Raw genomic sequence first — 21,601 nt, 5'->3', positions numbered from 1 at the left:
AGGGAGGTCCGCATGACGGAAGGATTGCTCGAACGGGTACACCCCGAGAGTGTACAGAATGTAACGGAGACTGGGCGCAGCGACGAGCCGGAAAAAAGAAGCTGCGATCCGAAGGCGCAGACGCAAGGTGTGGAGAGACCTGTGGGGTTGCTGCAGGATGAGCGGCCGAAGGAAGCCGCGGCTCCGGCGGGAGGAAGGGAGGGCTCCTTCGCCGCGGTCCGCCTTGGGCAGGTACATCCGGTGATGGAGCTGCAGGGACTCTCCCTGGACGCTGCGGCCGGAAGGGGGAAGCGGGTGCCGATTCTGCAGGACGTGTCGCTCGCTCTCCACCCGGGCGAGACGCTGGCGCTCGTCGGGGAGAGCGGCAGCGGCAAAAGCATGACTGCGGGCGCGATTCTGGGCCTGCTGCCGCAGGGGATCGGCATCACCGGAGGTCAGATGATCTACGGGGGAGAGAATATCCTCCCCTGGTCCGCGAAGAAGCGCCGGAGCCTCTGCGGCCGGGAGATCGGCTGTGTGTTCCAGGATTACCGCGGAAGCTTCTCTCCCTTCTGGCGGGTGGGGGACCAGCTGGTCGAGACGGTCCGCACCCACCGGCGCCTCACGGGCCGTCAGGCCAAGGCCGCCGTACTCGAAGGCTTCGAAGAGCTCGGCCTGCCTCCGGAGCGGGCGTTCTCGAGCTATTCCTTCGAGCTGAGCGGCGGGCAGCTGCAGCGGGCGGCGATGGTTTCGGCCCTGCTGCTGCAGCCCCGTCTGCTCATCGCAGACGAGCCGACGACCGCGCTCGACGTGCTGTCCGGCGAGAGGGTGCTGGACCTGCTCGAACAGCTGCGGCGGGCAGCCGGCTGTGCGGTGCTGCTCATCTCGCACGATCTGCGGCAGGTGCTGAAGCGCGCCGACCGGATCGCCGTTATGCGGGAAGGCCGGATCGTGGAAAGCGGCCGGGCGGAGGCGGTCCGGGACCGGGCGCAGCATCCGTACACCCGTCAGCTGCTGGATGCCTGCCCGCGGCTTCCGGGGCACGGGCATGCGCACGGCATCGAATCGGAGGCCGGCTGCCAAGAGGCGGAGCTCTATCGCATCACGCGGGAGGAGGCGGTACCATGGGGGCGCTGATCGAGGCCCGGGGCCTGTGCAAATCTTACCGGCGGCCCGGCGGCGTAGTGGAGGCGGTGCGGGACGTGAGCTTCGAGATCGGGGCCGGGGAGTGCCTCGGCGTCGTCGGGGAGAGCGGCAGCGGCAAGAGCACGGTGTCCCGCCTGCTGCTCGCCCTCGAACGGCCGGACCGCGGCAGCCTCCGGCTGGAAGGCGTCTCCCTGCAGGAGCTTAAGGGCGAGGTCCTGCGCCGCTCGCGCAGACACATCCAGGCCGTGTTCCAGGATCCGTCCGCTTCGCTGAATGACCGGCTGCCCGTCTGGCGCTCGGTCGTGGAGCCGCTCGACAACTTCCCGGAGGTGGTTCCCCCCTTCCTGCAGGACATCCGGCAGGACCGGAGGGCTTCGGCTGCCCGTCTACTCGAGATGGTAGGGCTTGCCCCCGGACTGCTGGAGCGGTACCCGCATGAGCTCAGCGGCGGGCAGCGCCAGCGTGTCGCCATCGCCCGGGGGATCGCGCTGAGCCCGAAGCTGCTCGTCTGCGATGAACCGACGTCCAGCCTGGACGTTACCGTGCAGGCGCATATTCTCAAGCTGCTGAAGTCCCTGCAGCGCGAGCTCCGCATGTCGATGCTGTTCATCTCTCATGATCTGGCTGCTGTGTATTCGGTCAGCGACCGCATTCTGGTTATGAAGGACGGGTGCGGTGTCGATACGTTCCGGGGCGAGGACATTCTTCATCCCGACCGTCATCCGTACACCCGGCTGCTGGCGGCTGCCGCGCATTGAGCCGGAAGCCCGCGCCGGGGCGGCTGCTGCGCTGCACTGCGGCCTGACGCGAGAGAGGGATACGAAGGAGTGGGTAGGCCCGCGTACGGCGGGCTGTAAGCCAAACAGGAGAGTGAAACAAGACAACGAGATCTGACTTAATATCGTAATTATTACATATAAGGAGGCCGGTTATGATCGACAAGTATGAACTTCTTTTATCCATGAAGGTGCTGCAGCTTGAGATCGCGGAGCTGACACGGTATGCGAGGGAGTGCAGCACCTGCTACGGGCTGCTCAAGGAGAAGCTGGAGGGGCTGTGCGCGTTCATGACCTCCACGCGCAGCGAAGCGCAGTGGAACGAGTGGGGGAGCCTGCCCGAGATCCGGGAGCGGGCCGACGGGCTGCGTGACACTTCGGTGAGAGCCCTGTGCGAGATGGAGAAGTACCAGTCGGTGCGCGCCTGCAGCGGAGAGTTGGACCTGGGCGGCTATATGGCCGCGCTGTCCCAGTCGGTCCATACGGAGATGGGGCATCTGCGCATCGGCCACGGCGCCCGCGTGCTCTTCGTTGGTGCTGGAGCGTTCCCGCTCTCGGCGATGACCATAGCCCGGGAGCTGGATGCCGAGGTCGTCGGGATCGACATCGACCCGGAGGCGGTCTCGCTGGCCGAGCAGCTGGCGGATGCCTCAGGCATGGCGTCGAAGATCTCGTTCTCCGGTGAGCGGATCGGCCGCCTTCCATTCGCGGGCGAGGCCAGCCATGTCATCGTCGCGTCCCTGGTGGAGAACAAGGCGGAGGTGCTGCGCGAGCTCCAGGAGGCCGTGGCGGAGGGCACGCGGATTGTCGTGCGCTACGGCAACGGGCTCAAATCCGTCTTCAACTATCCCTTCACCGGGGAGGTGCCGGCCGAGCTGCAGCGCACCTCGGCCGGCGGGGGAAGCCCGATCTACGACACGGTCGTGCTGGAGCGGCTGCCCCGGACCGTGCAGGAAAGGAGTGTGCTCATCCGATGAGCAGGCATGAAGCCCCGCTGCGGGCACCGGGCGGCCAGCCCTTTGGCCGGACGCTTCTCGTGGGTGCGGGACCGGCCGCCGTGCACACAGCCGTACAGCTTTCCCGGGGCTGGTGCACGGAGCTCGGGCTCGCGAACCGGCCGGGCGCGCACAGCGTCCGCCTGAAGGAGGAGCTGCAGCGTAGCGGGCAGACGCTTTACTCTATCGTGCAGGCCGAGCGCTGCCGGCACTTGTCGGGGGAAGCGAAGCTGAGCCGCTTCCATGTCTCCTTCGCGGAAGTGGAGGAGGGCTGGCAGACGCTGGTGCTCTGCACCCCAAGCGACAGCTACCGGGAGATCCTGGAGGCCCTGCGGGCGGACTCCCGCAGAGAGCTTCGGACGATCATCCTGCTGTCCCCGGCGATCGGCTCCAACCTGCTCGTGAGGAGTCTTCTCGGGAGTGCGGGAGACCGTGTCGAAGTGGTCTCTCTCTCGAATTATTACGCCGCAACGAAGTGGGAGCCGGGCAGGGACAGCGTGATCCATGCCTATACGAAGGCATGCAAGAAACGGGTCTATCTCGCCTCAAGCGGAGCAGCAGCCGGGGCGGCCGCCGCATTTGCCGCCTTCATGGAGTCGATGGGCATCGGCTGCCGGACCGCTGCCGGCCCGGTCGAAGCCGAGAGCCGGAACATCACGACTTATGTGCATCCGCCGCTGCTTCTCAGCGATTTTTCCCTGGATGCCATCCTCAGCGAGCGCGATACGAAGAAAAGCATGTATAAGCTCTACCCGGAGGGGCCGATCACACCCCACACAATCCGGACGATGGTTCTCTTGTGGAAAGAAATCTCATCGCTGGTGGAGGCCCTCGGGGCGGCCCCGCTGAACCTGCTGCAGTTCCTGAACGACGACAATTATCCCGTTCATGAGCAGACGTTGTCCCGTGCGGACATTGAGGGCTTCCTGGTCCACGAGCCCGTGAAGCAGGAGTACCTGCTCTACGTCCGCTATGCGTCGATCCTCATCGATCCGTTCTCGGAGCCTGACGAGCACGGCCGCTATTTCGACTTCTCGGCTGTGCCTTACCGGAGGGTGGAGCTTGCCGCGGACGGCACCTGGTCGGTCCCGCGCATTCCCCATGAGGATTACCGCAGGCTGACCGGCCTCCGCGCCCTGGCCCGCAAGGCCGGAGTGGGGATTCCCACGGCCGAATCGCTGATTGCCGGCTACGAGCGCAGTCTGACGGCTTTCGCCGAGCGGACCGGCCGACCGGCGGGAGCCGCTTACAGTCCTGCTCCCCTCGAGGATGCGGACGCCGATAGGATATGGAAGGAGTGGCAGCGAAGCCGATGAAGAATGGTGTGCTGTTGGCCGTAGGTTCTTCCCTGATTTTCAGTGTAATGAATGCGCTCGTGAAGGCGGCTACGCTGACCGTGCCGCCGGCCGAGGTCGCTTTTTTTCGCAGCATCATCGGCACGGCGATGATCTGGATCATGATGAGAGGGGCGGGGGTTGCCTTCTCCACGAAGGGAATTCCCATGCTCACTCTGCGGGGTGTGCTCGGCGCCCTGTATCTCCTCGCTTACTTTTACACCATCTCCAAAATCCCGCTGACCGATGCCAGCATTCTGGCGCACTTGTCTCCGTTCTTCGTGCTGCTGCTGTCGGTCACCTTCCTGAAGGAGAAGCTGCCGCGCCAGGTGCTGCTGCTTCTCCCGCTTGCCCTGCTCGGCGCGGTGCTACTGGTGAAGCCGGGACAATTCGGCTCATACTCGGTGTATGCGCTGGTCGGCATGCTCAGTGCGGTCTTGGCGGCCGGAGCGGCGACGTCGATCCGCTACCTGAGCCAAAGGCATCATTCGTATGAGATCGTCTTTTATTTTCTTGCCACGGCGACGGTGGTGTCCGTTCCCCTGATGTGGAACGACTTCGTGGTGCCGAGCGGAGTCGAATGGCTCTATCTGGGGGCGATCGGCGTCGTGTCGCTGCTCGGGCAGGTGTTCCTGACCAAGGCGTTCACCCACGAAAATGCGGTGGTGGTCGAGGTCACGAGGTACATCGGGATCGTGTTCAACGCCCTGTGGGGATTCCTGTTCTGGGCCGAGATACCGGACGGGCTGACGGTTGTCGGGGGTATTCTTATCGTAGCCTCCTGCATTCTGCTCTCGAGGCGGAAGACCCCGCAGGCGGCACCCGCCAAAGCCGCGTAAGCTCGTGCCGGCAGCCGTGACGGTGACGGGTGAGCCTTTTCACAGGGGGGATTGCGGATTGCCGTTCGTGAACCTAGCAGTCCTTTTGCCCCTAATACCGTGCAGCGTGGACCCTCCAGTAGGGTCCTCTCTCTTGGCCATCCCATCATCGAATGGGCACAAAGCCGTTTCTGCAGGGCAGGCGTATTCCCCGCACCTCTGTCCCTGTATGGACCGCGCGAGGTAGGAATCCTGGCGGGACAGGTAACCCTGTTTGCTCCCACGCTTTCGCGCCTCAGCGTCAGTTATAGACCAGAAAGCCGCCTTCGCCAATGGTGTTCCTCCACCTCTCTACGCATTCTACCGTTACACGTGGAATTCCGCTTTCCTTTCCTGCACTCAAGTCTTCCAGTTTCCGGTGCGAACCGGGGTGAGCCCCGGGCTTGAGAAGCAGAGAGGAGTTAAGCGAGGGAATGGGTTTGGGGAGGTACGTTTACGGGCTGCATTTGAAGTCAAAAAGCGGTTGGAACCCGATCCCCATTCCTCCCCGAGTACCAACGGCTGGACTGACGCAGTGATCTTAAAGGACGTCAACTGGCGTTTTCTTAGCTGCAGTGGTCACCCGGCGCACTACGTGCGGAGCAGGCATCGGACCGAACGTACTCGATGGAACGGATTCCAGTAATTGACAAAGAATGAAATACGTAATATATTTATTGTACGTAATATAAATAATGTGTGTTGATCATACCTCCAAGCCGAAAGGGGACATCATCCATGACGCAGGGCTATTATTCGGTTCATCCCATTGATGACGGTATCTACCACCTGTTTGAGCCGGCGGGCGTAGGCTGCACGCTCGTCACCGGCACGGAACAGGCGCTGCTGCTGGATACAGGGTATGGCTTCGGGAACCTGGCGGACACGGTCCGGGGACTGACGGACCTGCCGGTTATCCTGGTGAACAGCCACGGCCATGTCGACCATATCGGTGGGAATCTGCCGTTCGGCAGGGCTTATCTCCACGAAGCCGACATGGATCTGGCCCGGCTCCACGGCTCGCAGACGATGAGGCGGCACATCCTGGGGGCCGTCGATGCTTCGCACCTGCCGGACGGCTTCTCCCGGGAGGCGTATGCCGGGCGCACTCCCCACGGGTGGAGCCCGGTCCGGGAAGGGCACCGCTTCTCCTTGGGAGGGCGGGAGCTTGCGGTTTATCACACCCCCGGCCATACGCCGGGCTGCATCTCGCTGCTCGACTCGAAGACCGGGACGCTGCTGTCGGCGGACACGGTGATGCCGATGGTATGGCTGTTCCTGCCGGAGAGCACCGGCCTCAGCACCTACACGGCCAGCCTGGAGAAGCTGCGGAAGCTTCCTGCGGGGAAGATTGTTTCCTCGCATGTTCCGCACGCGCTGCCTGTCTCCTGTATTGATCGCCTGATCGAGTGCGCTTCACGGATCGATATCTCGAAGAGCGTTCCTTACTCCACGCCGCTCGCTGCAGGCGAGGCTTATCTGTACACGGACCGGGAGGGGGACATGGAGGTATCCATCGCGTTTGATCCGCATAAGCTGGGGACGCCGGCCTAGGTTTCATCCCGCATAGTCCCCCGCTAACCTGCTTCATTCGTCACAGCAGCGCGGGATTAATTATGAAGGCGGAGATCCTCACCGGTTCGTCAAAGCGGTCCCCCTTCACTGACTTCCTGCGTCCGAAACTTATCCCGCTTCCGCGGCAGTGCCCCATGCACTGCCGTTTTTTGGCGTGGTGTCGGCGCATGGCCCTCTCGGAATACACTTAGACCGCCCAGCATTGGGAAGACAGGGGGGAGGCTTCTTCCATGCACCGGTGCCGCCCGGGCCGGAAGTCAGGCGTCCGCTTCGGGAAAATGCGGAACGCTGTGGAACATTTTGCCTGTTCGTGCGTATATGTCTAGGTGCTGTACGAAACTTGGACCAACCAGAGGTGAGCAGATGAGGAAGGGCTTGATTGGAGCAGGATTAATGGCAGGTCTGGCGGTAGGCCTGATCTTGGGCGGACAGGCGGCGTCGGCTGAGCCTTACAGCGTCGATGAGGTGAACGTGAGGGCCAAGGTGCTGCCGGACGGGGATTTGTTCGTGGAGGAGCTCTTCACCTACTCGTTCCATGAGCCGGTGGAAGAACTGGAGCGGCATGTGGAGCTTGGCGGCGCCGGCGGCGTGGAGTTCTTCGAGGCGTATGTGCCTCCGAAAGGGGCGAAGCTCGGAAGTTTCGCGCATCAGGGACTGCAGCAGCTGGACACGGCCTTTCAGGAGGAGGACGAGTCCTTCTATACGTCCCCTGCCGTGAAGGAGGGAACACAGCGGCTCTACTACCGCTATCGGGTGGACCAGGCGGCTTCACGCTATGTCCGGACCGGAGAGCTCAAGTGGAAGTTCTTCGCGGACAGCGATACCGACATACATAACGTGACGATGGAGATTCTGCTGCCGCAGGCCTTCAAGGAAGACCAGGTGCATGCTTTCCTGCATGACCCTACGGGAGGGAGGCTCCAGGTCAAGCCGCCTTCAATCGTGCGGTATGACAACCCGAATCTGTCGATGTACGGCAGCGGCGCCGTCCGCTTGTTGTTCCCGTCCGAATTTCTCGGGGAGGCGCCGACGAAGAGCGAGGCGGTGCGCGTGGAGGACATCCTCGAGGAGGAGGCTGCCCGGGAGAAGCGCTTCGGCATGCGGGGGACACTGCTGGGTGCCGGGAAGGCGGTGTCAGCCGGCCTGTTCGTGCTGGTGCTGGGGTCGGTGGTGTGGCTGCTCTTTTCCCTGAAGGGCCTGCTGGCGGGTCTGCGGGAAGGCCGTCCCGGGCTGAAGGAGCTCGCGGAGACCGATCCGGTGCGGCTCAGCTACCTGTACCGCCTGGGAGAACTGCAGGCAGGAGACTTCGCGGCCGGGCTGTTCTCCCAGCGCCGGCGGGGGCTGCTGGGCGTCGTGGCCGTACCGGCGGAGAACCGGTTCAGCAGCGAGGAGGGGGCCTTCCATACGTCGCTGCAGTTCGTGAGGACAGGGAAGGGCGGCGGGGATAGGGCCTCTGACGCCAGGCTGAACGCGTGGCTGCTGCGTTCCCGGAAGCAGGGAACCCCTTCCGTCCGCATCGACAGCCTGGCCGGCCCTACGGTGACGGAGCGCAAGAGCGGTACACGGACCGCCTCCTTCCGGAACAAGCGGCGGGGCTTCCTCGCCGGCTTCCGGACTTGGAAGGAGAGTGTGGAAGCGGAGCTGGCCGAAGCCTGCTTCCGGCCTTACTCCCCGCTGCGCCGGTACGGACGGGGGCTGGTGGCGCTGCACGCGCTGCTCCTGCTCTATCTGTTCTATGCCGACGCGCAGAGCTGGGGTGCCCTGCTGGTTCTGCTGCTGTTCCTCGCGGCCGGCGGCTGGTTCGCCATGCACCGCATCGAACAGAAGTGGAGGCTGGCGCTCTATCTATTCGCCTGCTTCGTGGCCGGCGCCATGATCGTGGACGCGGATGCGAGCGGTGTCTACCTGCTCTTCGTCCTGGCGTCGCTGGTGCTCGTGCCGCTGCTGCCCCGCCGGAGCCTGACCTCTCGGGCGGCGGGGGAACGGGGTGCGATCCGTTCCTGGCGGACAAAGCTGAAGCGGGGTGCGGTCGGAGCCGAAACGGAAGAGATCTCGGTGCTCGAGAACTATGCAGAAGCGGCCGTGCTCCTCGGGGTCGGGCGCGAGTACCTGACGAAGGTGCAGAAGCGGCTGAGGGAGGCCGGCCGGACCGTGGAGTCTCCGCTGCTGAGCCTCTCCGGCGGAATGCAGAGTGTGCTCTATACGCAGATGACGCTCCGGTTCCCTGCGGAAGGCACGGCCTCTAGCCAAAGCTCCTCCGGCAGCTCGGACACGGACGGAGGCGGCTTCTGGGACGGGGACAGCGGCAGCTCGGACGGCGGGGGCGGTGACGGCGGTGGAGGCGGAGGGGATTGAACCCCGCCGCCGGTTCCGGCCGCATGAAGGTTTGCTGAAAGGGTTGGTTCGTCCGCTTCTCCATGATATAGTATAGCTTGGACTTTAACCCTACTACCGGAAAAGAGGACACCCCGATGATCGACCATATTGTACTCGTCAAATTCGGCGAATCGACAACACAGGAGCAGCTGAGCGAAGTGGTAACGCGCTTCAAGGCTCTGAGGCCTCATCTTACCGGTATTGTGGACCTGCAGGCCGGCCTGAATTTCTCCGAGAAGAATCAGGGCTACCAGGTCGTGCTGTCGGTGCGGTTCGAAGACCGCTCAGCGCTTGAGGCTTACGGCCCGAACCCGCAGCATCAGGCGGTGGCCGCCTACATCCGCGAAGTCGGACGGGTGGACAGCATCGTAGTGGATATTGAGATTTAAGCGGTTTTCTTTCTTTTCACCAAACAAAAGAACCTTGAGCGGGGCCATGCTGCCTGTGCTCAAGGTTTTTTTGGGTTTGGCGTCTCTCCCTTCGCGCCGGCCTTGGCACCGCTCTCTGTCCGGGAATTTCCTTCCCGGTGCTGCTGAATGTATTTCCAGACGAGGGTGGCCAGGAGCAGGGAGCTGATGAAGAAGCCGTGAAGCATCTCCACAGATGCCACCGCGTTCGCCAGAGCGCCGTGGGGAAAGATGTCCCCGTAGCCGGTGGAAGTAAACGTCGTGATGCTGAAATACAGGAAATCGCCTTCCGTCAGCGTTTCTCCGGAGAAAGAAGCCGATCCGTAGATCCGGTACACCTGGTGAAAAAGAATCGAATAACCCAGGACGACGATCAAGAGCAGGAGGCCGGATGCAGTGAAGATATGCGTCAGTCGGGCCTGCGAATTCGTCATGCTGTCCATGAACTCCGTGATCATCCGGATGCTTGCCCCCAGCATCAGGATGGCAGCTAGGCATCGGACTCCAGCGCTAACGGGGTGAAGTGAGACCCACTCCCCCAGCACCCGGTCCGAGAAGAGGAGAAAAAGCAGCAGAGCGGCCGATCCGCCGTACAGGACGAGCTTCTTCCGGCTAAATTCGGATTCGGATATTTGTGTTCGCGGCAATGCGGCTTCCCTCCCCGGTTTGTCAGGATGTTCCATCCGGCAACTACTATCCCCCGGAAGAGACCATATTATGCGCCGTCTAAAGCAGGAAAGAACGGGACGCCGACGGAGCGAATCTCAGGGTGGAGTGAGCATGCGGAGCAGCAGGCTCGTCTCCGGGATCCGGTATTCGCCTTCCTTCGTATGCAGGACCATGAGCCCCGAGAGGATCGACAAGTAGGACGCGATGAGTTCCTCGGCATTCCCGGAGACGATCTCCCCCGCCTGCTGGCCTTCCGTGAAGAGGGGGATGAGCACGTCGATGAACGTCCGCATGGAATACGCCGCGATGAGTTCCTTCGCCTGCTCGGGCACGCCGTCCGACGTGCGGGCCTGGTGAATCAGCAGGAAGTATTCCGTGCCGCCCGGATCGAGAATCTCGGCGGTCAGGAACCGGAGCTTCTCCATCGGGGAGCCCGGAATGGAATAGATGCTCCGGACCGCTTCCGCGGCCGAAACGACGGCTTCCTCTACCAGGGAAATGAAGAGTTCATCTTTGGATTTGAAGTAGTGGTATACAAGACCGTGCGAGATGCCGGCCTCCGAAGCGATCATGCTCATCTTCGTCCCGAGGATGCCGCGCCGGGCGAAGACCTTCAGGCCTGCTCTGCGGATCTGCTCCCGCCGTTCGTCGCGGATCTGGTGCAGCTGTTCGTCGTTCAGTGGGGCCACAGTGGATGCTCCTTTGATTGGGGTATCGAGTAAAAAGATGAATGAATCGCAAGAAGCGGTGCGCATCTTCAAGTATACCACCGGGACCCCGCTGCCGCAGCTAGGCTTTGGGGACTTCAGCCGCCGTACTGCAAAAGAAGGAGGGGAGGAGCACCGCCGGCAGCCCGGAAGTGCGGACTCCGTGCTGCTGTGCCAGAGCGTCGAACCAGGCCCGGTCGTTCTCGGATGCCCCGGCCAGCACGGCATCCATCAGCTCGGGCCGGACCAGCTCGTTTGGCGGCGCAAGCAGGGTGTTCACCGCCCAGAACAGGCCGTAGAGCTCCATGCTCTGCTCCTGCATGACATGGCGGTGGTACTGATCGAGGTAGCGCTGGGCGAACTCGACCCCTTCCAACTGCACGGTCCCGGTATACTCGACGCCCTTCCAGCGGAGGGCGGCCGTGCAGTTCAGCCACCAGGCCGGCTCGATGAGCTCCTGCATCCGGCCGAGCACGCGAAGCTCGAAGCCTTCACGGGGCTGCCCCCGTTCTTCCCGGAGGCACTCCTCGAGCAGCTCGGCTTCCATGGCCGCCACGGTGATGCCCTGCCCGAAGATCGGGTCAAAATGGCAGAAGGCATCGCCGAGTACGAGCAAGCCGGCGGGCCAGCGCGTCATGTGCCCGTAGCGCCGGCGCACCAGCTCGGGGACCCGGAACGCACGGGGCGGGCCGAGCGGCTCCAGGTCCCGGATCGCTTCGGCCAGCACCGGGGAGGTCAGAGCGCCGGCTTCCTGCGCGTATCTCTCCGCTTCCGTAGTGGGATAGACGCCGCCGGCACTGTACAGCACGCTTTCGGCGAGGCCGTTCTCGATAGGGCTGAATACTCCCGTGGCCCTGCCCTCGGAAGCGCAGCCCGAGGTATGGATCACATTCCAAGACCGCTCCGTGCCATCGGGGACCCGGTAACGCCGGGTACTGTAGCCGAGGTTCAGGTGGAGGCGATCCGGCGCCGGCACCTCGTATCCGAGCTCGTTCAGCCAGGCGGTCAGGCGGGAGACACGCCCGCCGGTCTCCACGACAAGGTCGGCCGCAAGCGTGCGCCGCTGTCCTTCGGAGCCGCGCTCCCGGACTAGCACACCGGTCACTGCGGTGCTGTCTGGCGGGGAGAGCAGCCCGGTCACTTCCTGCTTCGTTAGAAAGCGGATGCCGGGGACCGCCCGCGCCCGGCGGCGGATCACCCACTCGAGCAGGGACCGGGTGCAGGAGGCATGGTTCTCCGGGTCGGGACCCATGACCAGGATGCCGTGCTCGTTGCTCATGTGATTGAACCCATTCAGCGTAGAGGGCGCTCCATGCCCGAGCAGCTCCTCGTTGAAGCCGGGGAAGTAGCGTTCGAGCAGCTCCAGGCCGCGCGGAGTCAGCCGGTGGGGGTGGAAGGCCTGCGGCGTCCCCGGCCTCAGCTCGGGTCCGTCCGGAAGCTCATCCTTCTCTACGACAATGACTTCCTCGTAAAAGCCGGAGAGCACCCCGGCCGCAAGCAGACCGGCCATGCTTCCTCCGATGACGACAGCCCTCTGCTGCCTGCACTCTTGCATCTCGTTCATCTTCATCGCTCCTTTGACGGTTCGGATTTCGGGAGGCGGGTTATGCAGCATGGGGGCTGCGTGCGCTGATGTCGTAGTCACACTATAGCTTAGATTGACTAAGTCAGTCAATAAAGAAATCAGGGTGCCTGTCCTTCCCTCAGGTTGGAGGCAAGGGGAAGGGCTTGGCCGATATCGTGACTGTGCCGGAGCTGTGAACCGAAAGCCGTCCGAACGGCGGCTGGCACTGGGGGATCTGATCCGGCGGAGGCAGAGGGCTGGGGAACGGGGGGACCGCGGTCAATGGATGACGAAGCGCAGCGTGCCGGCCGGAGGCAATGAGACGCCTCTTGCAAAAGACATGACGAACAGGCGGTCCGGCATCGATCTGCCTTACCGCCTGCCGTCCATCCAGGGCAGGAGCTTGTCACAGCCCCGCCCTTATCGTCCGCTTCCTCCGTGCAGCAGCCTGCAGCACGGACTGCCGTCCTAAGGCCGCTCGTACCAGCGGCCGGAGGTCCATTCGGAGGCTTTCCAGCGAAGCACATCCGGGGTGGCGAGATGGGCGATCTCCTTGAGGAATTCGAGCCGCTCTACCTCGGTCATCGGCTGGAAGCTCCGGGCTGCGGCCAGGTTGCGTTCGAGCTGGTCCATCGTCTCCATGCCGACAATCGCCGTGGAGACCGGCAGGCTCCAGGTGTACTGCAGCGCCTTCTCGTACCAGGGCGCGAGCTTGCCGAGAGCGAACACCTTCATCCCGACCACCGCCGTGCCCTTCTCCAGCGCCTTCGGCAGGAACTCATGCGCGAAGCTGTAGATGAGGTGGTCGGGGGCGGAGACGGCGACCAGCGCGCTGTCGAAGGCGAAGCGGTCGAGGGCTTCCAGCTGGACCCGGGGGTTCGTATGACCGCTGATCGAGAGCTTTTTGACGACGCCCTGCTCCTGTGCTTCCTGCAGCGCCTTAAGCGCCCCGTCAGCGGCAAAGCAAGCGTCTAGCTCTTCCATCGTCATGATATTGTGAAGACGCCATTCGTCGACATGGTCGGTCTTCAGCCGCTTGAGGCTTGCTTCGAGCAGCCGCCATGAGCCGTCCCGGGAGCGGTCATGCGTCTTCGTGGCGATCCAGACATCGTTCCTGCGGCCTTCGAGTGCAAGGCCGAGGCGCTGCTCCGACTGCCCAGCCGAATAGCTCGGCGCTGTGTCGAAGTAGGTGACGCCCGCTTCGATCGCCCGGTGCACGATGCGCACCGCTTCTTCCTCCGTGCACCCATGCTCGTCCACGATGCGCTGGGCGCCGAAGCTCAAGATCGGGAAGCGCTGTCCCGTCGTTCCGAAGGCTCTCTTTTCCATGATAGGCACTCCTTGTCTCAAGAGGGAATGGTGGATTCTGTAAATCAGTATACCACACCCGGGCAGCCATTCCAGCCGGCGTCGGAGTGCGGCAGATTTATATGGAAGAGGATGGAATAGAGGCGGGACGATCTGGGAAAAGTAACCTATGGGCTGAAGAGCCAGGAACCGATTTGACGACAAAAGGAGATTACCCCCATGCCATTCGGCGCTCATGAAACGATGGAAGTCCATGAAATTCTCAACGAGAAAATGAACCTCATCGAGCATTTTGCTCTCTACGGACAAATGGCCCAGTCGCCGGTGGTCCGCGATCTGGTCTACCGTCACCTGCAGACGGCCGCAGCAGGATATGACCAGCTTGTAGCCTACACACACGATTACAGTGCGGCGAAAGCACCGGGACCGGGGATGCCGGGCTTCCATTCCGGGATCCGTCCGGACCAGATCCAATATGGATTGAACAACCCGGCGCAGGTCGCCCCTATGCTGCAGGGCGCGCTGAATGACCGCCAGATTCTGGCCGCGGTCCTCTCCTGCCACAAGGCTTCTGCCAAGACGCACATGCAGGCCTGCCTGGAGTGTGCTGACCCGAATGTAAGACGCATGCTGCAGCAGGGAGCCAACCTCTGCGCAGAGCAGGCGTATGAGACGTTCCTGATCATGAACCAGCAGGGCCTGTATCAGGTGCCGACCATGCAGGATCATACCGCCAAAACCTTCCTGCATGCCTATCAACCGTCGAATCCCGGACAAAACCCGAACCCGATGATGTAAATCGGGGACCGACTTATTCAGCGGCAGAGGAGGAGAACCATGGAAGATCAAACAGCGCGGATCCTGGAGCGGATCCGCTTCGCCGGGACGCTCTGCGAGCTGGACGCAGCCAAGAGCCGTCTGCAGTCCGAACAGCTGCGGGAGCTGACCCGGCATCTGGACCGGATGAGGGAGCGCTTCAGCGCCCTGCAGTCCCTCCCGGAAGACCGGGCCGAAGTGATGGAACTGCGACAGAGCCTGGCCGAGCTGCGGGAGGAGCTGCGCCCGTGCGGCCAGGATGTGGAAGTGAAGAGGGAGGAGTGCCTCAAGGAATACCGCAGCGCCCTCGGCGAGGACAAGGAAGCATTCGAGAAGCTGAGCGAAGCGGAGCAGCAGGGAAGCCGGCCGCTCGCTTACCGCTACAAGCAGGATTACCGGACCCTGAAGGATCTCTCCGAGATCCTGTCCCTGCTGTCGGCGGACCTCATGAATCTCAGCGACCAGGTCGAGCATCATTTTCTGCACAGCCATCCGGCGCCGGAGATCGGGGATTACGAGTACAGGGACAATGTGCCGGAGCCGGGAAGCCTTTCGCCTTAAGCGTTTCACTTGGGGAGGCGGCTTCCGTCCATAACAGAAGATCGCTGCATTTACACCGAGGCCGTGAGCTCCCCTTTGGAGCCGCGGCTTTTTTGAATTTGCCTGCCTCGTCCATAGGAGACGTCGAAGCCATATATCTCATTGGGGCCGACGCCTGTAACCCGAAGCCGTACGGATACCCGCTGAAATCATAGGCTCATCCCTGCATTTGGCCTGCAAGGTCGGTGCTCCCCGCTTTCTTTAAATTGGATCCGTTGGATTTCGCTGGGATCGTACACGCTTTTGCTTTATTTCTGCGATTCTGACACCGGGCTTCGACAGTATATTTTGGCCAAGGGAGGTATTCTAGTAAAAAGCATGCCAAACTGTTCTCCCAGAAAGGATGAATGAAATCGTGAACATAGAGTCGGTGGCCCAGCGGGTATTCGTATCGGAAGTTTCCCTGAAGCGGTGGTGTGTGTTAATGGAGAAGTACAAGTACAAGTTCGCCGCGGATGAGCAGGGTGAGCGGGATTTCACGGAGCGTGACGTCGAGGCGATCAAGTGGATCTCGATGAAGCTGCTTGACGGCAAGGAGCTGCGTGTGGCGGTCAAAGAGGTGGTCGCGCAGTACCTGGTGCCGTCCACGGGAGGCGAGGACAAGCAGGCGGCGCAGAAGCTCGGCGTCGATGAGGAAGAGATCAAGAGCCTGATCCACCACCTGTTCGACCTGCGGATGAAGGAGTATATAGCGAGCAGCGACCAGCGGCTGGCGGACCTGGAGCTGAAGGTGAAGGAGACGGAGGGTGACCCGCGGCTCGCGAACCTGGAGAAGAAGGTGAAGGAGGCCGAAGCTCAAGTCAAGAAGACGGTGAACCAGATGAAGGCGGCCGTCGATCAGGTCAAAGAGACCGGCAGGCGCGTCAAGGAAGCCGAAGCCAAGGTATCGAGGCTTGAGAAGGATCAGGATACCATGGTGACGGAGGTGCTCGTTCTTCATGAGAAGGTGGATGAGAGCGCCAGGCAGAATGAAGCCTTCCGCAAGATCCGGGAGGACGAGATCATGAACATGATGAAGGAGATTCTCGAGACCCGTCGGATGGTGGCGGCTGCTCGGGAGCGGCGGTGGCAGGGGCTGTGGAAAACGGTCACCCAGGTGCTCTCCCCGAAGAAGCAGCGGCTGCGGGGGAGAACCACCACCTGAACCGCCTGCCCGCCCGTACGCTTAGCGGTCCGCCCATCCGGCAGACCGCTCTTTCCGCGTTGGCGGAGGGTCCGTCCTCCAAGGTATAATAAGAGGTACACGCGCCCTGCAGGATAGGGTGCGGGGTGTCGGTTTCATATCAACCTGGAGAGAGGTGCGGATCCATGTTTGACCGCAGAGAAAGCTTGAAAGAATACATGCGCCGCTACCCTGTGACGCTCGCCCTCATCCTGGTGCAGATCGGCGTGTGGCTGGCCATGGAATGGGCAGGCTCGTCGGAGGACCAGCGAACACTGTTGACCTTCGGAGCGATGTTCGACCTGCCCGGCATGCAGCCGGAGCCTTGGCGGTATGTCACCGCGATCTTCCTCCATATCGGCTTCCAGCATCTGCTCTTCAACAGCTTCGCCCTGTATGTGTTCGCCGCACCGCTCGAGAGGCTGCTGGGACGGTGGAAGTACCTGCTGTTCTACCTGCTGTGCGGGATCGCCGGCAATCTTGCCAGCGCCTGGCTGCACGGCGATTATTACATCGGCGCCGGGGCCTCCGGAGCGATCTATGGCGTCTACGCCGCCTTCCTGTACCTCTCGATCTTCCGCCGGGATCTCATCGACTACGCGACGAAGCAGACGGTGCGGACCATTGTCATTGTCGGCTTCATCTACTCCATCGTAGTGCCGCGGGTGGACCTCTATGCGCATGGCGGCGGGTTCATCGGGGGTTTTCTGATCTGTGCCTTGATGAGCCTGCTCGTTAGGCGCAGGCCTGCGCGGCCAGAGCGGGAACCGGACGGGACGCTGAATGAGTGAGCCGAAGGCTTACTGCGGCAGGGAGAAAGGAGGCGTGCGGAAAATGGAACGCTACATGGGGGAAGTGGGAAAGCTGAGCGAGGCGGAATGCCGGCGTTTCCTGGTGTTGCTGCTCACGCAGTCGGCAGGTCAGGAGCCGGGTGCGGTGGATGTATTGGGCCTGTGGCAGCCATATCAGGAAGCCTGTGACCGGGAGAACAGGCTGCGGCTGGAGAGGGAGCGGTTCACCCATGTCCTCTTCAGCCCCTCCGATGCGGGGCTCATGAAGGTGGCGATCAGCAGGCTCGGGAAGCGGCCGGAGAGCAGAGTGCTGGCTTCCGGGGAGCTTTTGTCCGTCGGGCCGCTCAGGAATCTGGAGCAGGGGGACGGCAGGATAGCCCGCTTCGAGTGGTTCTCAGCCCGTTATGCCGAATTTCCGTATGCCGCCTTCGGGCAAGAAGAATACGGTGTGATCCACTGGGCCGAGGAGCTGCGCAGGATTCCTGCGCATCATGCGGTGGTCCTATGGGGCGGAGAGAATGCGCATGACCAGATGGGGGTCCGCCTGGCGCTGCATCTGCTCCGCGAACGGACCGGGCCGGTGCATCTCGTTAACGTGTCGGAAGCTTATGCCCGCACAGCCGAACGGTATGATCCGGAGCTCCATCCGCTGACCGCAGGGGAGCTTCCCATGGAAGCGGTTCAAGAGCTGCTGCTGCAGGGGCCGGGAGAGCCGCTGAGCCCGGAGGCCAGGGCGCAGTATGCCGCGCAGTGGCTTGAGCTGAGTGAGGATCCTCATCCCTTGAGAATCTGGCGGGATGGACGCATAGTTCCGGTGGAGGAGGATTACTTCGACGGTCCTCTGCTCGAGATCGTGAAAGAGCTGGAGCTGCAGGCAGCGGAGGCGGAAGACGGCTTCGTGCGGGCGGGACAGGCTGTCGGCACGGCGATCGTCCGGTGGCGTCAGGTGGTCGGGGACGGCTTTGTAAATTACCGTCTGCTCTCGCTGATTAGCGCCGGACGGCTGGAATTCCAGGGGCTGCCGAGCGCGATGTTCCGCTACCGGGTCAGGGTACGGGAGTAGAGCGGGTAGGAGCCGCCTATACGGCAAGCACCAACTTATCGTCCACTCTCGCTGATTAGCGCCGGGCGGCTGGAATTCCAGGGGCTGCCGAGCGCGATGTACCGCTGCCGGGTCAGGGTACGGGAGTAGAGCGGGTAGGAGCCGCCTATACGGCAAACACAAAAGGAACCACTCCGGGGGAGTGGTTCCTTCTTCTCATTGACTCTTATTATTAGAGTTTTACGACGTTCGCAGCTTGTGGACCGCGCTGACCTTCAACGATGTCGAATTCTACGTCTTGGCCTTCGTCGAGAGTTTTGAAGCCATCGGATTGAATCGCGCTGAAGTGTACGAATACTTCGGTGCCGTCTTCGCCGGCGATGAAGCCGTAGCCCTTTTCAGCGTTAAACCATTTTACTTGACCCTTCATGTAACGTCCTCCTGTGTAAACCAACAAATTTTTTTCTTACAAGCCTATTATAAGCGTTTTGCGGAAAAAAACCAAATTTTGAAGAAGTTTTTTTTGGAAAATTATTTTTGGGAGGATTTAGGCGGGTTTGAGGCGGTTTCTAGTACCCATTCCGAGTAGTCGGTTTCGCCTATTCCCGTTGAAAGTGCTTTCCCTTATGATGGCAGGAGTGCAAGGGATGTTAAGAGTCTGTTAAGACAACCGGGAGGCGGATGTATGAAGAGGATTGCAGTGCTCGGAAGCGGGACGGCGGGTCTTCACCTGAGCTATGCCCTGGTGAACAGCGGGGCGTTCCAGGTAACCGTTTATACGGATCGGACGCCAGAGGAAGTAAAAAGGGGGCGCGTCAGCTCGACACAGGTGCATTTTGGTCCGGCGCGGGCCCGGGAGGCTGCATACGGCATGCCCCTGTGGGAAGCGGGGCCCGAGCTCGAGAGCATCCACGTTACGGTAGGCGGGCAAAAGCTGTTCACGGGAGGGCTCGTGCACCCGGCCAAGTCTGTGGATCAGCGGGCTTACTTCTTCAGGTGTATGAAAGACCTGGAAGCCAAGGGGGTCTCTTTCGTCTACGGCCGTGTGGACGAAGAGCGGCTGCAGGAGCTGGCGCGGGCATATGACCTGATCGTCGATTGCAGCGGCAAGCGGGGGCCTATTGCGCCGTTTCCGCAGATCGGCGAGCTCTCGCCCGTGACGACACCGCAGCGCAAATGCAGTGCCGGGTATTTCCACGGCGTGGTGCCCCTGGAACCGGCGGGCGTCTCGATCACGATCCTGCCCGGTGCAGGGGAGCTGTTCGAGATTCCGGCGCTGACCGCCTTGGGGCCCGTGACCATCCTGTTCATCGAATCGGTGCCCGGCGGGCCGCTGGATGTGTTCGGCGGGATCAAGGACCCTGAGAGCTTCCGTGACCGGATGAGGGCGGTCGTGGACCGTCATTTTCCTGCGGTCGCCGCCCGGGTGGACGGGGAGCACTTCGGCCTGTGCGACGAGCGAGGCTTCGTCCAGATTGCGGTGCAGCCGGCCGTTCACCGGCCTTACTGTACGGTGGGCGGGACGCTCGTGCTTGGCTGCGGCGACAGTGTCGTGCTGAACGACCCGATCACCGGCCAGGGCTGCAACACGGCGTCCTACTGCGCCGAGCAGCTGGTGCGAACGCTCACGGAGGAGCCTGTTGGGCCGTGGGACGAGAGAACCGGTGAGGCGTACTGGAAGCGGATCCGTGATTATGTGACCGAGGTGACGCAGTGGAGCAACGCCATGATGGGACCGCTGCCGGACCATGCGGTGGGCCGGCTTATGGCGGCAGCCGCAGACCCCGCGGCCGCAGACCGCATCGCCGGCTGGTTTGCCGATCCGGCCACGGCGTATGAGGATTTGTTCCGCTCCGCGGCGGGAACAAAGGAACAGGCGGAGCGGCAGGGCGGGCTTTGAGTGGGGCGGAGGTGCGAATTGCCGGCCGGTTAGGCGATCCGGTGATGGCGTTTGAGGATGGTTTCGCTCCGCGGCGAGGAACAAGAGAACGTACGAGGATTTGTTCAGCTCCGCGGTGAATCAAGGGAGTAACCGGAACGGCACGGGTGGCTGCGAGTGGATGCTCAGATGGCGACACCAGCTAGTTATCCCATCTCGCCAGGGCGTACGAGGATTTGCTCCACGCCGAGGCGGAACCAAGTGTGTAGTCGGAGCGGCAGGGCTGACGGCGAGAGGGTGCACTGTGGGCGTCGCCGGCTGGTAAGCCGATCCGCCTAGGGCGCACGTGGATTGTTTTCGCTCCGCGGCGAGGAACAAGGGAACGTACGATGATTTGTTCCTCGCCATGGTGGGTCCAAGGAAGAGGCGGGGCAGCAGCACTGGCGGCGAGCAGAGGTCGGAGAACTAGAAGTGCAGACAGGAACTACTGGACGAAAAAGGGTCCTCGAATAGCTGGCCGCACATCAGCTATTATGCCGGTCCTCCCGCCGTGTACGATGACTAGTTCCGCATCGCAGCGGGTTAAAGGAGAAGGGCGGCGGTTCAGCGAAAGCTGGCGGCGGGAGGAGGACGCGGGACATCGGCGACCGTATAACGGGCTATTATGCCGATCAATTTACTATTGGCAGCCACGTGAGCATTGGGGGAACCGGCTGAGATGGGTTCCCATGTCAACTCGGTCGCTCGCTCAGTCGAACTCAGGCTCATTCGTGCTGTACATTGCCCACGGGAAGAGAAACACTACGTCCGGCCCCTTACTCTCGGCGTAAACAATAAAATTAGAGGAACTGAGATGCGTTATATTCATCTGTGAATGGGCTGTTCTTGAAATAGAGGAACTGATGTTCGCTATTTCGCTGCAGGGGGCTGTTTTTCCATGAGTTTGGGATCATTAACGCATCTGAGTTCCGTTATCCTCCGGGAAATGACGGGAAATATGCCAATAAGGCATCCTAGTTCCTTTAAATTCAATCCACGGCGGTAAAGTCGGGGGTGTGAGGCCGAGCGGGGCACCAGGATATGCTGTCCGGATGGCTTGGACAGTATTGGCACAGCCGGCCTGCTGTATCATCTCGGCACAGCCGGCCGGATCAAGGCTCCGCCCGGAGGCCCGACATAGGCATGCATGGACTGCACGCCCAAGGCGACACAGCGGCGGGCGTCCGCAGCGAGCCCCTGCGGCGCCTGCGGAATTGCCTCATGCAGGCGGCAGCACGACCTGACGTTCAGGGCAGACCTGGACATAGGCCGGCCTTTCAACAAAAACGGATCTGCTCCAGTCCCCGATTTTCTTACCCCAGCCATTTCACCAGAAGATAGACGAGCAGGATCCAGAACGGCGTACAGACGAGGATGCCGGTCAGGCAGCCTTTGAACAGGAAAAAGCGTTTGCCGGTAGTCGTGTTTTCATCGAGAGGATGATGAGAGTCCGGCACAGAATCGTCTGCCGGGTGGTTGTCTCTGTGGGACTTTCGATCGTTGTTAATAGGTCATTTCTCCTCCGTCAAGGATGCTGTTATTTATTGTAGTATCGTTCGTTATAAAGAACAACTCTTTT

The 21,601-nt window shown here is 61.9% G+C and carries 22 protein-coding genes and 1 other annotated feature; of the genes, 15 read left to right on the top strand and 7 right to left on the bottom strand.

All coding sequences use genetic code 11. From position 1 onward, the window contains the following. Window positions 1-12 precede the first annotated feature (12 nt). The 8 genes from ACP26L_RS22460 (at window position 13) to ACP26L_RS22425 (ending at window position 9,427) form a co-directional block, all read left to right on the top strand. The gene (locus ACP26L_RS22460) at window positions 13-1,116 is read left to right on the top strand and encodes an ATP-binding cassette domain-containing protein (RefSeq protein WP_426446533.1); all 1,104 of its coding nucleotides are present in this window, start codon (window positions 13-15) and stop codon (window positions 1,114-1,116) included. Beyond that, a complete protein-coding gene (locus ACP26L_RS22455; protein ID WP_426446531.1) occupies window positions 1,104-1,883 on the top strand; it encodes an ABC transporter ATP-binding protein in 780 nt (259 codons plus the stop codon). The genes ACP26L_RS22460 and ACP26L_RS22455 overlap by 13 nt, the downstream gene beginning before the upstream one ends. A 173-nt stretch (window positions 1,884-2,056) precedes the next feature. After that, the gene (locus ACP26L_RS22450) at window positions 2,057-2,878 is read left to right on the top strand and encodes a class I SAM-dependent methyltransferase (protein ID WP_426446529.1); all 822 of its coding nucleotides are present in this window, start codon (window positions 2,057-2,059) and stop codon (window positions 2,876-2,878) included. Beyond that, window positions 2,875-4,212: an opine metallophore biosynthesis dehydrogenase gene (locus ACP26L_RS22445; protein WP_426446527.1), complete on the top strand. Its 1,338-nt coding sequence runs from the start codon at window positions 2,875-2,877 to the stop codon at window positions 4,210-4,212. The genes ACP26L_RS22450 and ACP26L_RS22445 overlap by 4 nt, the downstream gene beginning before the upstream one ends. Then, a complete protein-coding gene (locus ACP26L_RS22440; protein WP_426446525.1) occupies window positions 4,185-5,069 on the top strand; it encodes a DMT family transporter in 885 nt (294 codons plus the stop codon). Before ACP26L_RS22445 ends, ACP26L_RS22440 begins: the two co-directional genes overlap by 28 nt. A 278-nt stretch (window positions 5,070-5,347) precedes the next feature. Then, window positions 5,348-5,502: a sequence feature (16S ribosomal RNA rRNA prediction is too short), on the bottom strand. A 323-nt stretch (window positions 5,503-5,825) separates the two neighbouring features. Beyond that, on the top strand, window positions 5,826-6,641 hold the full coding sequence (locus tag ACP26L_RS22435; protein WP_426446524.1) for an MBL fold metallo-hydrolase: 816 nt from the start codon (window positions 5,826-5,828) through the stop codon (window positions 6,639-6,641). 414 nt (window positions 6,642-7,055) lie between these two features. Further along, a complete protein-coding gene (locus tag ACP26L_RS22430; protein WP_426446522.1) occupies window positions 7,056-9,017 on the top strand; it encodes a DUF2207 domain-containing protein in 1,962 nt (653 codons plus the stop codon). A 116-nt stretch (window positions 9,018-9,133) separates the two neighbouring features. Beyond that, the gene (locus ACP26L_RS22425; RefSeq protein WP_426446520.1) at window positions 9,134-9,427 is read left to right on the top strand and encodes a Dabb family protein; all 294 of its coding nucleotides are present in this window, start codon (window positions 9,134-9,136) and stop codon (window positions 9,425-9,427) included. A gap of 59 nt (window positions 9,428-9,486) precedes the next feature. Here ACP26L_RS22425 and ACP26L_RS22420 read toward each other — a convergent pair whose 3' ends face one another. From ACP26L_RS22420 to ACP26L_RS22410, 3 genes are all read right to left on the bottom strand, one after another. Continuing rightward, entirely contained in the window at window positions 9,487-10,092 is a 606-nt protein-coding gene (locus tag ACP26L_RS22420) for a potassium channel family protein (RefSeq protein WP_426446518.1), read from the bottom strand. 117 nt (window positions 10,093-10,209) lie between these two features. Continuing rightward, window positions 10,210-10,803 carry a TetR/AcrR family transcriptional regulator gene (locus tag ACP26L_RS22415; RefSeq protein WP_426446516.1) on the bottom strand — a complete coding sequence of 198 codons (594 nt, stop codon included), beginning with the start codon at window positions 10,801-10,803 and terminating at the stop codon, window positions 10,210-10,212. A 100-nt stretch (window positions 10,804-10,903) separates the two neighbouring features. Next, the gene (locus tag ACP26L_RS22410) at window positions 10,904-12,385 is read right to left on the bottom strand and encodes an NAD(P)/FAD-dependent oxidoreductase (protein WP_426446514.1); all 1,482 of its coding nucleotides are present in this window, start codon (window positions 12,383-12,385) and stop codon (window positions 10,904-10,906) included. A gap of 193 nt (window positions 12,386-12,578) precedes the next feature. Here ACP26L_RS22410 and ACP26L_RS22405 point away from each other — a divergent pair, with 193 nt between their 5' ends. After that, on the top strand, window positions 12,579-12,857 hold the full coding sequence (locus ACP26L_RS22405) for a hypothetical protein (protein WP_426446512.1): 279 nt from the start codon (window positions 12,579-12,581) through the stop codon (window positions 12,855-12,857). On the opposite strand, the gene ACP26L_RS22400 is transcribed toward ACP26L_RS22405, so the two are convergent. Next, window positions 12,854-13,714 (bottom strand): aldo/keto reductase, encoded by an 861-nt coding sequence (locus ACP26L_RS22400; protein ID WP_426446511.1) that lies wholly within the window; start codon window positions 13,712-13,714, stop codon window positions 12,854-12,856. The two genes, ACP26L_RS22405 and ACP26L_RS22400, sit on opposite strands and share 4 nt — an antisense overlap. Window positions 13,715-13,912: 198 nt before the next feature. Between ACP26L_RS22400 and ACP26L_RS22395 the strand changes: the two genes are divergently transcribed. The 5 genes from ACP26L_RS22395 to ACP26L_RS22375 all read left to right on the top strand — a co-directional run bounded on the left by ACP26L_RS22395 (window position 13,913) and on the right by ACP26L_RS22375 (window position 18,125). Next, on the top strand, window positions 13,913-14,491 hold the full coding sequence (locus tag ACP26L_RS22395) for a spore coat protein (protein WP_426446509.1): 579 nt from the start codon (window positions 13,913-13,915) through the stop codon (window positions 14,489-14,491). 39 nt (window positions 14,492-14,530) lie between these two features. Continuing rightward, complete coding sequence (locus ACP26L_RS22390) at window positions 14,531-15,070, top strand: hypothetical protein (protein ID WP_426446507.1); 540 nt, start codon at window positions 14,531-14,533, stop codon at window positions 15,068-15,070. A 394-nt stretch (window positions 15,071-15,464) separates the two neighbouring features. After that, complete coding sequence (locus ACP26L_RS22385) at window positions 15,465-16,253, top strand: hypothetical protein (RefSeq protein WP_426446505.1); 789 nt, start codon at window positions 15,465-15,467, stop codon at window positions 16,251-16,253. Window positions 16,254-16,417: 164 nt separating this feature from the next. Continuing rightward, window positions 16,418-17,062: a rhomboid family intramembrane serine protease gene (locus tag ACP26L_RS22380; RefSeq protein ID WP_426446503.1), complete on the top strand. Its 645-nt coding sequence runs from the start codon at window positions 16,418-16,420 to the stop codon at window positions 17,060-17,062. 43 nt (window positions 17,063-17,105) lie between these two features. After that, window positions 17,106-18,125 carry a DUF1835 domain-containing protein gene (locus ACP26L_RS22375; protein ID WP_426446501.1) on the top strand — a complete coding sequence of 340 codons (1,020 nt, stop codon included), beginning with the start codon at window positions 17,106-17,108 and terminating at the stop codon, window positions 18,123-18,125. Between the two features lie 211 nt (window positions 18,126-18,336). On the opposite strand, the gene ACP26L_RS22370 is transcribed toward ACP26L_RS22375, so the two are convergent. Further along, window positions 18,337-18,534 carry a cold shock domain-containing protein gene (locus ACP26L_RS22370; protein ID WP_013919082.1) on the bottom strand — a complete coding sequence of 66 codons (198 nt, stop codon included), beginning with the start codon at window positions 18,532-18,534 and terminating at the stop codon, window positions 18,337-18,339. A 255-nt stretch (window positions 18,535-18,789) separates the two neighbouring features. Here ACP26L_RS22370 and ACP26L_RS22365 point away from each other — a divergent pair, with 255 nt between their 5' ends. Then, window positions 18,790-20,004 carry a styrene monooxygenase/indole monooxygenase family protein gene (locus ACP26L_RS22365; protein ID WP_426446499.1) on the top strand — a complete coding sequence of 405 codons (1,215 nt, stop codon included), beginning with the start codon at window positions 18,790-18,792 and terminating at the stop codon, window positions 20,002-20,004. Between the two features lie 1,107 nt (window positions 20,005-21,111). Here the strand turns inward: ACP26L_RS22365 and ACP26L_RS22360 are convergent. Together ACP26L_RS22360 and ACP26L_RS22355 are read right to left on the bottom strand one after the other, a co-directional pair. Next, window positions 21,112-21,288, bottom strand: a complete 177-nt coding sequence (locus tag ACP26L_RS22360) for a hypothetical protein (RefSeq protein ID WP_426446497.1) — start codon at window positions 21,286-21,288, stop codon at window positions 21,112-21,114. 47 nt (window positions 21,289-21,335) lie between these two features. Then, the gene (locus ACP26L_RS22355; protein WP_426446495.1) at window positions 21,336-21,479 is read right to left on the bottom strand and encodes a hypothetical protein; all 144 of its coding nucleotides are present in this window, start codon (window positions 21,477-21,479) and stop codon (window positions 21,336-21,338) included. Between the last annotated feature and the right edge of the window lie 122 nt (window positions 21,480-21,601).

The organism is Paenibacillus sp. S-38 (assembly GCF_049942825.1).
Taxonomy (GTDB): domain Bacteria; phylum Bacillota; class Bacilli; order Paenibacillales; family NBRC-103111; genus Paenibacillus_G.
This window is presented reverse-complemented; position numbering and strand designations above follow the sequence as displayed.

Excerpts from the sequence above, each read along its gene's own strand:
- ACP26L_RS22460 (WP_426446533.1), top strand. The coding sequence starts at position 13 with ATGACGGAAGGATTGCTCGAACGGGTACACCCCGAGAGTGTACAGAAT.
- ACP26L_RS22455 (WP_426446531.1), top strand. The coding sequence starts at position 1,104 with ATGGGGGCGCTGATCGAGGCCCGGGGCCTGTGCAAATCTTACCGGCGG.
- ACP26L_RS22450 (WP_426446529.1), top strand. The coding sequence starts at position 2,057 with ATGATCGACAAGTATGAACTTCTTTTATCCATGAAGGTGCTGCAGCTT.
- ACP26L_RS22445 (WP_426446527.1), top strand. The coding sequence starts at position 2,875 with ATGAGCAGGCATGAAGCCCCGCTGCGGGCACCGGGCGGCCAGCCCTTT.
- ACP26L_RS22440 (WP_426446525.1), top strand. The coding sequence starts at position 4,185 with ATGGAAGGAGTGGCAGCGAAGCCGATGAAGAATGGTGTGCTGTTGGCC.
- ACP26L_RS22435 (WP_426446524.1), top strand. The coding sequence starts at position 5,826 with ATGACGCAGGGCTATTATTCGGTTCATCCCATTGATGACGGTATCTAC.
- ACP26L_RS22430 (WP_426446522.1), top strand. The coding sequence starts at position 7,056 with ATGGCAGGTCTGGCGGTAGGCCTGATCTTGGGCGGACAGGCGGCGTCG.
- ACP26L_RS22425 (WP_426446520.1), top strand. The coding sequence starts at position 9,134 with ATGATCGACCATATTGTACTCGTCAAATTCGGCGAATCGACAACACAG.
- ACP26L_RS22410 (WP_426446514.1), bottom strand. The coding sequence starts at position 12,385 with ATGAACGAGATGCAAGAGTGCAGGCAGCAGAGGGCTGTCGTCATCGGA.
- ACP26L_RS22400 (WP_426446511.1), bottom strand. The coding sequence starts at position 13,714 with ATGGAAAAGAGAGCCTTCGGAACGACGGGACAGCGCTTCCCGATCTTG.
- ACP26L_RS22395 (WP_426446509.1), top strand. The coding sequence starts at position 13,913 with ATGCCATTCGGCGCTCATGAAACGATGGAAGTCCATGAAATTCTCAAC.
- ACP26L_RS22390 (WP_426446507.1), top strand. The coding sequence starts at position 14,531 with ATGGAAGATCAAACAGCGCGGATCCTGGAGCGGATCCGCTTCGCCGGG.
- ACP26L_RS22380 (WP_426446503.1), top strand. The coding sequence starts at position 16,418 with ATGTTTGACCGCAGAGAAAGCTTGAAAGAATACATGCGCCGCTACCCT.
- ACP26L_RS22375 (WP_426446501.1), top strand. The coding sequence starts at position 17,106 with ATGGAACGCTACATGGGGGAAGTGGGAAAGCTGAGCGAGGCGGAATGC.
- ACP26L_RS22370 (WP_013919082.1), bottom strand. The coding sequence starts at position 18,534 with ATGAAGGGTCAAGTAAAATGGTTTAACGCTGAAAAGGGCTACGGCTTC.
- ACP26L_RS22365 (WP_426446499.1), top strand. The coding sequence starts at position 18,790 with ATGAAGAGGATTGCAGTGCTCGGAAGCGGGACGGCGGGTCTTCACCTG.
- ACP26L_RS22360 (WP_426446497.1), bottom strand. The coding sequence starts at position 21,288 with ATGTCCAGGTCTGCCCTGAACGTCAGGTCGTGCTGCCGCCTGCATGAG.